This is a genomic window from Alkalimarinus alittae (genome assembly GCF_026016465.1).
Classification (GTDB): Bacteria; Pseudomonadota; Gammaproteobacteria; order Pseudomonadales; family Oleiphilaceae; genus Alkalimarinus; species Alkalimarinus alittae.
This window is the reverse complement of sequence record NZ_CP100390.1, coordinates 349,419-364,564: the sequence shown is the minus strand read 5'-3', so window position 1 is coordinate 364,564 and position 15,146 is coordinate 349,419. Positions and strand designations below refer to the sequence as shown.

Annotated in this window: 13 protein-coding genes; 5 read left to right on the top strand and 8 right to left on the bottom strand. The window is 44.1% G+C overall.

Annotated features, from left to right (window positions below; translation table 11 throughout):
* Positions 1-165: 165 nt before the first annotated feature.
* The 4 genes from NKI27_RS01605 to NKI27_RS01590 are packed head-to-tail and all read left to right on the top strand — an operon-like array spanning position 166 to position 4,993.
* Positions 166-2,115: a TonB-dependent receptor plug domain-containing protein gene (locus NKI27_RS01605; protein WP_265047955.1), complete on the top strand. Its 1,950-nt coding sequence runs from the start codon at positions 166-168 to the stop codon at positions 2,113-2,115.
* 14 nt (positions 2,116-2,129) lie between these two features.
* Positions 2,130-3,101 carry an ABC transporter substrate-binding protein gene (locus NKI27_RS01600; RefSeq protein WP_265047954.1) on the top strand — a complete coding sequence of 324 codons (972 nt, stop codon included), beginning with the start codon at positions 2,130-2,132 and terminating at the stop codon, positions 3,099-3,101.
* The gene (locus NKI27_RS01595; protein ID WP_265047953.1) at positions 3,098-4,138 is read left to right on the top strand and encodes a FecCD family ABC transporter permease; all 1,041 of its coding nucleotides are present in this window, start codon (positions 3,098-3,100) and stop codon (positions 4,136-4,138) included. Before NKI27_RS01600 ends, NKI27_RS01595 begins: the two co-directional genes overlap by 4 nt.
* A 54-nt stretch (positions 4,139-4,192) precedes the next feature.
* Entirely contained in the window at positions 4,193-4,993 is an 801-nt protein-coding gene (locus NKI27_RS01590) for a heme ABC transporter ATP-binding protein (protein ID WP_265047952.1), read from the top strand.
* Between the two features lie 40 nt (positions 4,994-5,033).
* On the opposite strand, the gene NKI27_RS01585 is transcribed toward NKI27_RS01590, so the two are convergent.
* On the bottom strand, positions 5,034-5,798 hold the full coding sequence (locus tag NKI27_RS01585) for an energy transducer TonB (RefSeq protein ID WP_265047951.1): 765 nt from the start codon (positions 5,796-5,798) through the stop codon (positions 5,034-5,036).
* A 334-nt stretch (positions 5,799-6,132) separates the two neighbouring features.
* On the opposite strand from NKI27_RS01585, the gene NKI27_RS01580 reads away from it, so the two are divergent.
* Positions 6,133-6,540, top strand: a complete 408-nt coding sequence (locus tag NKI27_RS01580; RefSeq protein WP_265047950.1) for a hypothetical protein — start codon at positions 6,133-6,135, stop codon at positions 6,538-6,540.
* Between the two features lie 18 nt (positions 6,541-6,558).
* Here NKI27_RS01580 and NKI27_RS01575 read toward each other — a convergent pair whose 3' ends face one another.
* The 7 genes from NKI27_RS01575 to lptM form a co-directional block, all read right to left on the bottom strand.
* Positions 6,559-9,108, bottom strand: a complete 2,550-nt coding sequence (locus NKI27_RS01575; RefSeq protein ID WP_265047949.1) for an ATP-binding protein — start codon at positions 9,106-9,108, stop codon at positions 6,559-6,561.
* A gap of 12 nt (positions 9,109-9,120) precedes the next feature.
* Positions 9,121-10,869 carry a GGDEF domain-containing protein gene (locus tag NKI27_RS01570; RefSeq protein ID WP_265047948.1) on the bottom strand — a complete coding sequence of 583 codons (1,749 nt, stop codon included), beginning with the start codon at positions 10,867-10,869 and terminating at the stop codon, positions 9,121-9,123.
* Between the two features lie 59 nt (positions 10,870-10,928).
* Complete coding sequence (locus tag NKI27_RS01565; RefSeq protein WP_265047947.1) at positions 10,929-11,657, bottom strand: HAD family hydrolase; 729 nt, start codon at positions 11,655-11,657, stop codon at positions 10,929-10,931.
* 198 nt (positions 11,658-11,855) lie between these two features.
* Positions 11,856-12,599, bottom strand: a complete 744-nt coding sequence (locus NKI27_RS01560; protein ID WP_265047946.1) for a DUF484 family protein — start codon at positions 12,597-12,599, stop codon at positions 11,856-11,858.
* 44 nt (positions 12,600-12,643) lie between these two features.
* The gene (gene dapF, locus NKI27_RS01555) at positions 12,644-13,492 is read right to left on the bottom strand and encodes a diaminopimelate epimerase (protein WP_265047945.1); all 849 of its coding nucleotides are present in this window, start codon (positions 13,490-13,492) and stop codon (positions 12,644-12,646) included.
* A 29-nt stretch (positions 13,493-13,521) separates the two neighbouring features.
* On the bottom strand, positions 13,522-14,772 hold the full coding sequence (lysA, locus tag NKI27_RS01550; protein ID WP_265047944.1) for a diaminopimelate decarboxylase: 1,251 nt from the start codon (positions 14,770-14,772) through the stop codon (positions 13,522-13,524).
* A gap of 79 nt (positions 14,773-14,851) precedes the next feature.
* The gene (lptM, locus tag NKI27_RS01545) at positions 14,852-15,070 is read right to left on the bottom strand and encodes an LPS translocon maturation chaperone LptM (protein WP_265047943.1); all 219 of its coding nucleotides are present in this window, start codon (positions 15,068-15,070) and stop codon (positions 14,852-14,854) included.
* Positions 15,071-15,146 lie beyond the last annotated feature (76 nt).

Below are 15,146 nucleotides of genomic sequence, written 5' to 3'. Positions count from 1 at the left end.
GGTGGCAATAACATCGATTATTGTTGCTGGAAATGAATCTGTAAAAGGTATCTCTTTTTCCTATTCCTGCTTCTATATTATCCATCTGCTCAGTAAGTTATTCGCTGACAGTATGCATAATAGAGATGTATCTCCAGCTCCATGTTTTTTTATTAAGGAGCGTAAATGCTGTACCTCAATACCTTCAAGACGTCTATTTTAGCATCGGCTATCACATCTCTTGCTCTCTCTTCTGGCGCTCATGCTGAAGCACCGGTAGACAATTCGGGCACCATACAACCAACTGAGGCTAGAGAAATCGTCATCAGTGCCTCTCGAATCGAAATGGCTCGTGAAGCCTCTGGTAGCGCGGTTACTGTTTTAGACTCAGACTACCTTGAACAAAATCAGGTTCGCGTTATTTCTGACGTCCTGAGAGATATCCCCGGCGTATCAGTGAGTCGAGGGGGCGGTTTAGGGTCGCCAACCAGTGTTCGTATCCGTGGTGCAGAAGCAAATCAAACCCTAGTACTGATAGACGGCATCGAAGTCAATGATGTGGCGCTTGACGGCGAGTTTAATTTCGGCAATCTGCTTAACCTTGAAGTTGAGCGAGTAGAAGTACTGCGTGGTGCCCAGAGTGCTCTTTGGGGAAGTGACGCCATGGGCGGTGTGATAAACATCGTGACGAAAAAAGGCAGTGGTGCGTTAAATGGTAAAGCGACAATAGAAGGCGGCAGTTACGACACGCATCAAGAAACGCTGAGCATTAATGCAGGCACAGAGAATTACAACTATGCGTTAAGCGGCACCCTGCTAAATAGCAATGGCATATCAACGGCTAACGAAGAACGGGGCAATACAGAAAAAGATGGCTACGAAAACGCAACCATCAACTTTAAAGGGGGCATTCAGGTCTTAGACAATCTTTCTGTAGACCTCGTTTTACGTTATCTAGACGCAGATGTAGAGACCGACGCCTTTATGGGCGGTGTAGGCGCTGTCGATAGCGCTGAAAACTCAGAAACCACCCAACAGACTGGCAAGCTATCAGCAAAGCTAGACTTACTGGACGAGCAGTGGGTCCATACATTAGGTTTTTCTGCGAATGACACCGACAATAAGATGTTTAACACTGGGTCACTCAACTACAAAACGGAAGGTTACAAGGAGAAAATCGAATATCAGACTGACTTATTCCTTAACAGCAGCCTCGTCGAAAAAGACGACTTAGCTCACCGATTGACCTTCACAGCTGAGCATGAAAAAGAAGAGTTCAAAAACGAGGATTTAGTTTATGTATCAGCTGTTGACCAAGAAATGGACATGTCAGGGTTCGTATTCGAATACGGCGCCAGCATTAATGACCAGTATTATGTTACCGTCGCCGGCAGACGTGACCTGAACAGTCAGTTTCAGAACGCCAATACCTACCGCTTAACTTTCGCCGGTTGGATTGTCGATAATGTGCGTGTTCACACAAGCAAAGGCACGGGTATTAAAAACCCAACGTTTTATGAATTATACGGTAGCTCTTCGACTTATACCGGTAACGCATATCTTAACCCTGAAAAAAGTTCGACATGGGATGTCGGGTCAGAGTATCACTTTGATGCAGTGGATGGTTATGTCGACCTAACCTACTTTCATACGGATGTTGATAACCTAATTGTCGCCTCTTGGACGACCACGACCAATATGCCCTCTGATTCAACCATTCAAGGCGTAGAGCTCAGTATGGTGTTAAACCCCACCAACAACTTTCGCCTTGATGGCAGCTTCACCTATACCGATACTGATGACGGGAATGGCAACGAGCTAGTAAGGCGACCTAAGCACTCAGGCAGCATTAATGGTAGTTACTTGCTCCCCGACATTCAGACTCGCATCACCGCAGGCGCTCAATATGTCGGAAAACAAGACGACTTTGCTTATGACGCCATGTGGAATAGGTCACAAATCACACTTTCAGAATACACATTAGTCAACATAGCGCTATCCCATCAATTCAATGAACATATTGAATTATTTGGCCGCGTAGATAACTTACTTGACGAAGAGTACGAAGAAGTCTTTAGCTATGGCACCATGGGCATCAATGCGATGGTAGGCATCTCGATTAAGGGCAGTTTATAAGGCTCTCAGCATTCATGTTTAGACTATCCAGCCATCATATACTTATTCTCTCGGCCTTGCTGCTAAGTGGGTTTATCTATGGGAAGCTGGATATTCATGCTGAAATATTCAACGACAGTTCATTTCGTTCGACCATCATTAAAGGCGATGAATTCCCCAAAATTTTGGTCGATGCTATTGGTGAAGAATACTCACTTAATCAACCACCCCAACGCATCGTCTCGGCCACGCTAGGAACAGACGAAATTCTATCTGCATTAATCAGTACCGATCGTATTTCAGGCGTAACGTACTTGGCCGACAACACGAGCATGTCAAACATACCCGGCTGGTACCCCGAACAGATTCAAAGAGTTCAAGGAGAAGTAGAAGAAATACTCTCTTTAGAGCCTGATCTCGTCTTTGTGGCCGGTTACACGCGCGCTGAAACCGTCAGACTGCTACTCAGGTCAAATATCCCTGTGGTACGACTCAGCCATTACGACTCGTTCAGTGATGTTGAAAACAACATTATGCTAGTAGCCAATATTACCGGCGCCGAAAAAAAAGCCGCTACAATGCTAAACAAATTGCACAGAGACGCTCAAGTAATAAAGAAAAAAGTACAGGGCCTACGCAGACCCAGAGTGCTGTATTATAGTCTCGACGGTTATACCGTAGGCACCGGCACCAAAATAAATGAAATGATTAAAATGGCCGGTGGTTATAACGTCATGAATGACACCCACATTACCGGCGCTCAAAAAATTAGTGAAGAGATGGCTCTAGGGCTAGAGCCTGATATCATTTTAGTGAATGGTTGGGCATCTGAAAAACCGTCTCCTGCTGAGCTGCTAGCCACTCGTATCGCATGGCAAAATACCCCCGCGGTACTTAACAAACAGGTTCATGACTTACACGGGGTATGGTTGCTTTCGGTCTCTCAATACAGTTGGAATGGCATAGAGGAAATAGCTAGACTCATACACCCTGAGGTATTTGAATGATTTTTTGGGCAAAGCCGATTTATACGATTTTCTGGATGCTGTTGATACTATCTGTGCTAATGGTCATCGCTATTTTTCAGGGGCCATCGAGTATCACGTTAGATAACGCACTCACCATACTCTCTAACACGTGGGGCTGGTCGAATACTCTTGAGGGTGTACGCCCTTGGATGCAAAATGTACTGATCGATGTACGCATGCCTCGCGTTCTCGTGGGCGCTCTTGCTGGGGCCTGCCTTGCGATTAGTGGTGCCGTAATGCAAGGAATGTTTCGTAACCCTTTGGCCTCACCTTCCGTACTTGGCGTTTCATCTGGCGCATCATTAGGGGCCGTTTTAGCCCTTTATCTAGGGCTCGCCGCAGTGTCTGTTTGGGCATTACCTCTGTTTGCATTTATCGGTGCAGGATTAACGCTTTTTTTGGTCTATCGCATTGCCAGTCAACGCGGCCAAACCGCAACCGGGACCCTACTGCTCTCCGGTGTTGCCATAGGGGCGTTAACCACCGCACTATCGTCATTGATTCTGGCACTATCCCTCAATAATTGGGAAGTTGGACGCATGATCATCTACTGGACGATGGGCGGTTTGGATGGCCGAACCTGGGACCATGTATGGTTGCTATTACCTTTTGCCAGCTTAGGCATTGGCATGTTGCTGTTTTTCTCCAGAAGTCTTGATGCATTATTACTCGGCGAAGTTCATGCCGCCTCAATCGGCGTAGATGTTCTCAATACTCGACGATGGTTATTAGTAATCACTGCATTTATGGTTGGCGCAACCGTTTCAGTTTGCGGCTCAATTGGTTTTATCGGCTTAGTAGTGCCTCATATTCTAAGGCTAATAATGGGCCCTCATCACCGGTATTTATTGCCCGCCTCAGCAATCGGGGGCGCTATTACCCTAGTGGGCGCAGACTTGTTATTACGCACGTTTACACCTGAGAAAGCGATTCCCCTTGGCGTTGCAACGGCAACATTAGGTGCACCCTTTTTCTTATTTCTTTTGATCAAAAAACGTTGGTCGATTCAAATATAAAATGTATAGCATTCCATGAAAACACCCCCCTTCAGACGCCAAGGAAACTAAGTGATGACAACACAATTAGCATGCTCTAATTTAGGCTTTTCCTATGGAAAGCAGCCGGTCATTAAAAATATTAGCTTAAGCTTCAACAAAGGGGAGTTTGTCGGCCTTATTGGGCCCAACGGAGCCGGTAAATCAACGCTACTCAACCTATTAATGGGGCTAATAAAGCCAACCAGCGGAGAAGTTGAGCTCGCAGGGCAACCGCTAAAACAGTATAAACAACGAAGCATCGCCCGCCATATATCACTGGTGCCTCAAGACGTCTCGATTAACTACGCGTTTAGTGTAAGAGAAATTGTGGCAATGGGCAGAAACCCGCACTTAGGTGCTTTTCAGCCTGAAGCGAACAGAGACCGTAAGCTCATTCACTTAGCAATGGAAAAAACCGACTTATTGCGGATGGCAGACCGTAGCGTGAACCAACTTTCTGGCGGCGAGCGACAGCGAGTTTTCATTGCCAGAGCCATCGCTCAAGAAGCCCCCATATTGTTAATGGATGAGCCGACCGCCAGTTTAGACCTTTGCCATCAGTTAGAGGTATTAAGCCTAATAAAAACTTTAACTAAAGACGGTCACTTAGCCGTTTCTGCCATTCACGATGTGGAATTAGCATCCCGCTTTTGTGACCGGTTAATACTCATTAATGACGGAAAAGTCGCCGCACAAGGTACGCCAATAGACGTGCTTACAAAAGAGAATCTTTATCGACATTTTTCTATCGAAGCAGACGTTGAGCCATATGATCAGGAAGGACAAAGTGTTCGGGTGACTGCGATTCGCTCATGTGGTAACGATAAAAAATAATTAGCACGCTTTACGCAATAAGACGAACCAATGTCGAGTCTCACTCAAGCACAAACCTAAACAGGTACAACTGAGTCGATGCAATAGGGATGCCGTCTTGCATCGCAGGAATAAACCGCTCTTCTTCGGCAAATCGAAACACCGACTGATCTAACAACGCATACCCACTGCTTTCTATTAATTCGATATTATCTACATAGCCGCGCTTATCCACTATAAAGCTTACTTTCACCCTGCCCTGCTGATTACGCATAATCGCTCTTCTAGGGTAATTAGGGCTATTAGCAGATAACGGTTTCGCTATCGCGACAGCGCCCTTAGGCTTTGTTGGTGTGCTAGACTCTGAAGATAACATTTTGGGTAAGGTTTCAGACTTCTCGATAATCCTCGCCGCTGGCCTGTCTAGATAAATAGGTTTTACTGGTTTTGCGTTGGTTACGTTTACCTTAACGTCAGCAGGTTTAATTGAAGTGTTTTGAAATGGCTGTTTTTTCTGCAATGCAGGTTGCGCGTTTTGCACAGATGGCGCTTTTGTTATGATTTTTTTTATCGCTTCACTAGCATTGGTATTGGTCGTCTTTAGAGGTGAAGCCTGAACTACATCAAGCGCTACTGGGTTTGCCCTTGGCTCAGCAATCGCCTGATTTTCACCGACCTGTTTAAGCGTCAGAGAAACGGCCTGATGGCCTGAATGAAGGCGAAGCTGCATCGGCTGGAATGTCGGCGCCCGACTCATTAACAGTAAGGCATGTAGCCCTATAGCTAATAAAATCCAGACAGCATAGCGATTTACAAGTTTCAGCATATTTACGTCTTAAGTACCCCCCCCCCCGCTCATTTAAGCGATTTACTCTGGCGGGGCTGCACTGGATTCTCACCGATTACCCTGTTTTACTCAACTTCAGTCAGGTGATTATAAATAGCTCATATACACAGGGCAATTTAATACAACCGATTATTTAAATCAGAAAAAGTACCTATCACATTAAACAGCACTATAGCACGCTCAGCCGCCATTAACCTGTTTGTAAACGATTGCAAAATGCGCCTGTTATGCCCGTTACAAACCGTTACTTTCTGCAACTTTGTGCGATAATTGCTATATCAGATTTAATATATTGAAGCGTAAGGAGTTTTCTATGAAAACACGTAGTCTATTGCAAACAGTTGTTACATCGCTATTGAAATTGAACATACATAAACTACTTTCGCATACGCTTATTTTGAGTTCTTTTACACTCACTGCTCACGCTGATGATCTAGAAAAAGTACTCAGTGATGCCTTCCCTGCACAATCTCCTATTGCCTTCGTTAAACACGCAAGTGTTGTTCATACATCTGCAGACAATCAGCATGCTGAAAAATATATGGTATTAGATTTTAAAGTAGATAATGACATATTGATTAAGCAGCAGCTGCAAGCCAGCATTCATTCGATATGTAGCACCGTGCTCACTGACTATTCGCTGATTGAGCAGCTATCCAATAACGGCTATGACATGATTTCTGTATCGTTTGACGCCAACAATCAGTACGACTGTCTTTAAGCAGGGTTAGGGTTAGGGTTAACGGTAACCAACCATTCTCGCTTCAAAGTTTTCTAAAAGACGCTGTATTTCATCCAAGTCGAATGCTTCAGCCGCCGCTTTTAAGTCCGCGGCATAAATCTCAAGACTCGCTAGACCTCTTGCTTGCGAGTATGCATGTAACGATTCAGCAAACGTGTTTGTTGCCGAGATATCCCCGCTACCATTAACCGACGACCATTCCACCATAAACTGCTCGCTAATAGCGCTTTGGACGTCGGCATCGTATGAAAAAGGTAAATCTTGATGCTCTTCCTGATCTCGCAGGGTACTGCTGCCTCTGGTATATGGACGCTCTAGCGCCGCATTATCATCAGTTGTTACGCGACTATTATTCAGCACAAGATGAGGTAGAAACGCTGCGATGCCGGCAAATAGTTCACTTCCACTCACAGGCTTTTTAAGATACCCATCAAAGCCAGCCTCTTTAATTCTATGTTCATCTTTGCTCATCACTGAAGCTGTCAAGGCTACAATAGGAATATGCTGAGTGGACGCATTTCGTTTCATCGTATAAGTGGCTTCATAACCATCCATCACAGGCATCCGTATATCCATTAAAATAAGATCCGGATTCCACCGCTCTGCAATTACAATTGCTTTCTTACCGTCCTCCGCTTCTTTTATAACAAAATCGGTATCTTCAAGAAGGTCTTTAACTAACTGACGATTTAACTCGACGTCGTCCGCCACCAAAATTTTTGCGGGGTTAAACCGGTATTGCGATGCGTCAGGCAAGTCGCTTTCAATCAACTGATCTTCATTCGCAACATCTACATTACAAATCTTAACCGTGAAACAAGAGCCTTTTCCCACCTCACTTTTGAGGGATAACGCGCCCCCCATCATTTCAACCAGTTTTTTACTAATCGCTAATCCTAAACCGGTCCCGCCATACTCTCGCGTACTTTGTCCTGCTTGTTGCTCAAACGCTCTAAAGATTCTTTCTTGCTGATCATGAGGAATACCGATGCCGGTATCTTCAACCTCTATAGTTAAATCAACCTTACCAGACTCAACTGACGGAACAGCATTAGCCCTAACATCAATGGCGCCACTATGAGTAAACTTAATCGCATTTCCCACAAGATTAAAAAGCACCTGCCTTACCCGCGCTTCGTCTAGCATTACCACATTAGGAACCGTCTCAGATAACTCAATTACAAACCGTAGCTTTTTGCTCTCTATTTTAGCCAAAAATATCTTCTCAAGTTCGTCAAATAGTGGGCTAAGCGAGGTGGGGCGATATTCTATATGAAGCTTACCAGCTTCCACTTTTGACAAATCTAGGATATCGTTAATAAGGGTTAACAGCGCTCTACTGCCAGCACTAATTGAGCTCAAATAGCTTTTTTGTTTTTTATCTTTCACTGTTGCTGATAAAAGCTCAGCATACCCCATAACGGCATTCATCGGAGTGCGTATTTCGTGTGACATATTGGCCAAAAAAATACTTTTTGCTTGGTTCGCTTCATCCGCTTTTCGAGCTAGCCGCTCGGCTTCATGAGACGCTTTACGCAACTGCTCTTCACTGGCTCTTAAAGCGTTTTCAGATGCTATCCTATCACTCACTTCTTTTGAGAGTTTTCGATTCCAATACCAAAATATGCCGATGACAAAAATAGAAATTAACGCAATACGACGGACAATTCGGTAGTCTACTTGAGCATTCATATCTTTAAACACCCAATCTTTATAGATATCATCAAGCGCTTGCTGAGGAATACTGGCAATCGCCTTATTAATAATGGGCACCAGCTCGGGGTAATCTACGTTGACGCCTATGCGTAAGTCGTAAACATAGGGGGTAATGCTCGTTAGCCGTACATTGTATAAACCTAGCGATTTAATTAAGTGACTTACCGAAGGGATATTGCTCACAAATACGTCAAGCTCTCCGTCGGATAGCATTCTTAAGCCTTCTGTTACACTATTTACTCCTTGTATATTAAGCTCCGGATGATTGATGATTAAGTAGTCATATGAGGCATAACCTTTCACAACCCCTACTCGCTCATTCTTCAACTCACGAAGGTCAGTGATAAACCCCATCCCCTCTCTAATCACCAAAACAATGGGAAAAGAAAAATAAGGCTCTGAGAATAGCATCAACTCTTCGCGCTGTGGTGTTTTAGCGATTGCCGTAATGCCCCCGATTTCACGATCCACTAAGCTTTCAAGTGTTTCATTCCAATTGTCTTTATGATCAATATCAAAACGGTAATCTAAGCGCGATTCTATTAGTTTTATAATATCGCTAACCATACCGGCATAGTTCCCATCATCATCAATAAACTCAAATGGTGGCCAGAAAATATCACCCGATAGCACAATATCTGGATGGTTTTGTAACCATAGCCGTTCTTCTGGCGTCAAAGAAACAGGTGAAGTCGGTAGCGTTACTTGAGAGGATGGTTGAGTGCCTTCGTACTGAGCATCAGTGAGCGTTTTGATATTGTCTGCAAAAACGTAAGAAGGCGAAAGCACAACAAATAAGGAGAGCAATAATACCGGTAACCATTTCGACACTTAATTTGAATCCTATATTTCACTACTATTATCTGAAATTTCAACACGGTTTCGGCCATTCTCTTTCGCTTTATAGAGGGCTTTATCTGCCAGCTCAAATATCTCTGCTGGAGAATCTTTATCCTGAAAAGCGGCTATGCCAAACGACATGGTAATCTGCACATTTTCATCCCTAAAATGAAAGGGTAATCGAGAGATCATTTCTCGCGTCTTTTCCATCACAGGAATGGCATCTTCCAAGGTTGTTTCAGGCATAATAATCACAAACTCTTCACCCCCGTAACGAGCAACAAAGTCCGTTTTTCGTATCCGATTAGAGAGTTCTTTAGCAATTATCTGAATAACTTTATCGCCGGCTAAGTGACCATAATCATCATTTACCCGTTTGAAAAAATCTATATCTGCAACCACTATTGCAGCAGGCTGCCGATAGCGCTGCCAACGCTCAAACTCCATCTGCAAGCGTTCTTCATACGCTTCTCGGTTAGCCAGACCCGTGAGTATATCGGTCAACGCTTTAGCTCTTTCGACTTGCAATCGAGACCTTATCTCGCCCGCTTCGGTTTCCATTGTTTGCAAGCGATGCTGCATAGCCTCCATTTGTTTATTCATCTCGTCAATACGCGTATCTTCGGAGGCGACGAAATTATCCATTGATGCAATGATTGTTTCAATATGAGAGGTCACGGACACCTTGAGATGATCTATATCGTTAGCATCAAGGACTTCTTGAGAGATGGTCTTAACTTGGTCTCGTACTGTACGATCAAGGTCACTGGTCGAGCCCTGCCAATCGAGTTGTTGGCTCTTACTTGCCGCTAAAAAGCTCTGCAACGTCGCTAAACGGTCATCTAAATTTTGTAAGAACAACTCGAAATCTTTTTGTCCCTTGCCAACAGAAGAAATAACCAGATTTGCAACATCGTCAATGGTAGGCCCTAACTCGTACCAATTTAAACCATTTTGAATCGTCGTCTGAATTTTTTCAGCGGTAGACTCAACATTTTCAGGTATGCTCAACTGGGTAATTAAGTTACTAAGCGCAATACTCACATGCTTTGATACAGCTGAAAAACCGGGCGTGAGTTCTACATCATCTCCATTTTCTGCGAGATCAAGTTCTGTAGCATCCTCATCCAATAGCGTTTGTTTATCCTCAGAGTCCGCCGTAGTTAAAGTGGCTGAGTCTGTTTGAATCGCCTCCCCATTTGAATTGTTCGTGCCAAATATTCGCTGCAATATACCGTTTTTGTTTTCTTGCCCGATCATTGAAAACTGATGTTTCAAGGCGTCCTCTTGCAAGTGAGCATATTGCATCAGCAGATTTGGGTATTCCCGTAATCCATTTTTTTTACCGCGGATGTCTTTAGATAATTGCTTGAGTTGTTTTCTTTGCTTTCGCTCAAGCGCTAGTTCTAGCAATTGATCTACCAAACTTTGTAACGCTTCAAGCACCTTACTGGTTCGCTCTGACTTTTGCTCGTCGAGTGCAAGAACCGCTTTCTCAATTTTACTCAACCGACTCGATAACTCTGTTTTGCTTGCAGTTCCTTTTCTTAGTTGGTCTCGCAATGAGGCTAGCTCTGTGTCTAACGCTTCATTTAAGCCATCTGCAGCCAAACTCACTCTTACTAAAAGCCTCTGTAAAAGATCAGTGTGATCTTCGAAGGATTTTTCTTGCTGTTCCAATTCTTCGGCTTGCGCGAAGCATTTTTCCTTCCATCGCTTTAAATCACTGCTAGCCGTTCCTGATCCTGACATGAGCACCCAGTTCCTATTGTTTTTATTTGCTGAAGATGGTTTATCTCACCAAGTATAGACTATTTAATCAGGCTGTTTTCAATCTGCCCTATCAATTTTGGTATCTCGGTCAAACAGTTAGCCACTTTACCTGGCGCAGCGTCATGCCCTTCTACTAAGTCACTATCCCAGGGAGTTTCATCAAAATTTACCCAAATAGTATGCAACCCTGCACCGTGCGCCCCCATGATATCTTGCTCTGGGTGGTCTCCTATATGAATAACTTCAGCAGCCTCCACTTCAGCCTTTTCTAGCGCCGCTAAAAACATATCAGGGTGAGGCTTTTGCTTGCCAATCTCCTCAGCGGTTAATGCAAAATCAAAATAGCGATCTAGCCCTATAATCGACACATCGGCGTTTCCATTGGTCAATGCAGCCAATTGATACTGTAAACTCAGGCTTTTTAGCAAATGCTCGGCATGCTCAAACAACGTAACCTGTTGTCTTGCCGCATGAAACACCTGAAATGCCTGTTTAGCCTGTTGTTCCGCTGCATCTGAAGCATATCCCACATCAAGCAAGGCTATTCTCAGCACTTCTAGCCGTAGCGCGCTAACCCGGTGTAACAACGCCGGATTATCATTAGCGATAGCGGCTTTATAATCACGAATTGCCTCAACACTGAAACGAGAGGCTAATTCGGGGCAGTTTTTTTCTAGCCATGAATATAGAACAGTCTCTGCCTTTGCCAATACAGGGTCGGAATTCCACAAGGTGTTATCGAGGTCAAAAGTGATAAGTTTGATCATAATATGTACGCCACTGTAGTAATAGACGACCTGCTACTGGCTCGGAAAAGCCTTAACCGCAGAAAATAGGTCATTTAATTGAACTTTACAAAGCTTTGGGATAATAAGAAAGAATAGTGTAAAAAAAGAAGAAGGTATTGAGAGCCTGAAACAGACCCTTTCAGTTTAAAAGGGCCCTTTTTTGAGTGTGATCGTGGGTTAGTCTAGCAACGACGCAACACTCTCAGCCTTTGAACCCATTTTTTCGCTCTGCAGTAATGGCGGTAATAAGCGGCTCAATGTATCGCTGATATACGTTAAAAATAAGGACCCCATACCGCTTTCAAAATAATCTTGGCCTTTACTGCCTAGACTGAACATCCCTAAGACATCAGTCCCACGCAACGGTATCACTGCAGCCGACGCTACGTCGTCACTCGCTTCAGGAAATAAACACTGCAACTGATCATCCGTAAATCGCCCACACACCGCTCGCCTACTTTCAATTAGCGTGCCTAAAACTGATTCTGCTTCAATTTGCGAGATCATTTGAACATTGCTAACCGGGTACTCATCTCGGTCACCAAACAGTAACATGCTACAAAACGCCAAACCGAAATCATTCTGAACACTTTCTTGTACGACAATCATCACTTCATCCAAGCTTTGTGCTTCAAGCAGATTCATCAGTAGGCGCTTGCTCTTATCAAAAAACTGATCGTTCTGCTTAGCAATCTCAATCAGGTCTGCAAGCTCTCGCTGAAGATCGTCTCGCTGCTCTCTAAACAAATGCACTTGTCGTTCAGCTAATGATATTGCCTTACCACTCTGGTGAGGTAACTTTATCTCTTTAAGCAAGTACTCATTATCTATAAAAAATGCTGAGTGCGTTCTGAGATACTCAACCACTTGCTGCTCTGTGAGCGTTTGTTGGTTCTCAGAAGTGACTACGTTATCTGTCATCGAAACTCCAATACCTTATTCTTTTTAGTTATTGTGAGGCTAGGCTAAACGCGAACCTGTCCTTCAAACACCTTGGTTGCAGGGCCTTTCATCATCACGGGATGACCTTCGCCCAACCACTCAATTTGTAAGTTACCGCCTGGTAGTTTTACCTCAACGCTCGAGTCTAATAGACCTCTTAACTGTCCCGCTACAACCGCAGCACAGGCACCTGTTCCGCAGGCCATTGTCTCACCTACACCACGTTCATATACGCGCAAATGCACAAAGCGTCGGTGAATAATTTCCATGAAGCCGACATTCACTTTATTAGGAAAACGCTCATGGCTTTCAAGCAACGGGCCTAACGTCTCAACCGGTGCGGTCTTAATGTCATCTGTTAATAGTACACAATGCGGATTACCCATCGAGATAGCACTAATAATAACCTTCTCTTGGGTTTCGGTAGCCTTTGACGCGACACTTAATTCGTATTCTGCTAATGGGCTATCGGCCACAAAAGGGATTTCAGCCGGTATTAATATAGGCGCTCCCATATCAACCAACACTCTGCCATCAGGAGTTACCTCAAGCTCAATAATGCCATTACAGGTTTCAACTCGAATACGGTTTTTGGTGGTAAGCTTGTTATCAATCACGTAACGGGCGAAACAGCGAGCACCATTGCCGCACTGCTCCACTTCACTGCCGTCAGCATTGAAAATGCGATATCGAAAATCAACATCCGGACGTCCAGGGGGCTCTACTAGTAGCAACTGGTCAAACCCAATCCCAAAATTTCGGTCTGAGAGTTTTTTAATCTGCTCGGTTCTCAAGTGCGCATGCTGACTAATCATGTCGACTACCATGAAGTCATTTCCGAGGCCGTGCATTTTAGTAAATTTAATTAACATCTCTAAACCTTTAATGTACTAACAGATCACTATTCAGCTATTATTTTTTCTAATGCGATCTGGTCTGCGATCGTTTCGCGACGTCGAATTAAGTGCACATTATCGCCATCAACCATCACTTCTGCAGGGCGATTTCGGCTATTATAATTTGAACTCATAGCAAACCCGTAAGCGCCCGCTGATCGAACGGCTAGTAAATCGCCAGCCTCTAATATTAGTTCTCTATCTTTACCTAAGAAATCCCCTGTTTCACATACAGGTCCAACTAAGTCATAGTGTCGTTTCTCGCCCGTGGCTCTGGGTACAGCTGGAATAATATCTTGCCATGCAGAATACAGCGCAGGTCTTAACAAGTCGTTCATTGCACCGTCTATAACTGCAAAATCACGGTGCTCCGTACACTTCAAAAATTCAACACGGGTCAACATAATACCCGCGTTGGCTGCAATTGAGCGCCCAGGTTCCATAATCAGTGTCAGTGTTCTACCTTTAAGTTTAGCAATGATCTCACTGGCGTATTCGCTTGGTTCTGGCGGTGTTTCTTGATTGTAGCGAACACCTAAACCGCCGCCTAGATCAAGGTGATTTAACTCAATACCCTTTTCTTTAAGACTGTCGACTAATACTAACACTCGGTCTAGTGCATCTAAGAACGGACGCACTTCTGTCAATTGAGAGCCGATATGACAATCAACACCCTTTATTGCCAAATTCTTAAGCCCTTTGGCTAGCGCATAAACATCAGGCGCTCGTTGAATATCGATACCGAATTTATTCTCTTTAAGCCCTGTTGAAATATACGGATGAGTCCCTGCATCAACATCAGGGTTAACTCGTAATGAAATGGGTGCAATTAGCCCCATTTCAGCGGCGACATCGTTCAATCGATATAACTCAGCTTCAGACTCAACATTAAAACAATGCACGCCAACTTCTAGTGCTCGGCGCATCTCATGTGCTTGCTTGCCTACGCCCGAAAATACAACCTTAGAAGGTTCTCCACCGGCCGCAAGCACTCGCTCTAACTCGCCGATAGACACAATATCAAAACCAGAACCCAGTTTTGCCAATACATTTAACACCGCTATATTCGAGTTGGCTTTTACTGCATAGCAAATTAAATGAGGGTGATCGCCTAGTGCATTGTCATAGGCCTTATAGTGACGCTCAAATGTCGCTCTTGAGTAAACATAACAAGGGGTACCAAATTCAGCTGCTATTCTTTCTACAGGTACGTTTTCGGCAAACAGTTGGCCATCTAAATAATTAAAATAATCCATGATTCTCTCTAGAGCTAACGTCGACTCTAAGCCTTTGAGCTTAGGTATCGTGTGTCAAAATTAATAACCGCAAAGCAGTTTAATCCGCGGTGGAGCTGTCGCCTTGAGTAACCTTAGTCGCTTGGTCTACCTCTGTAGCATTTTCCGTTTGTTGACTCACCTGAACGGTTGAGAGTTCTGTCGGTTCGTTTTCAACAGGCAGATAAAGAGGGCCCTTTTGACCACAGCCCACTAACATACTTGAGCCTAATAAAGTCACACCTAATATCTGAGTCAAAATGGAAAAACGTTTCAGCATAGCGATCCACCATTAAAAATAATTCGGCCAGTATACCCGCTAGCCGGCTGAAACTCTATTCTATGCAACGTAATAA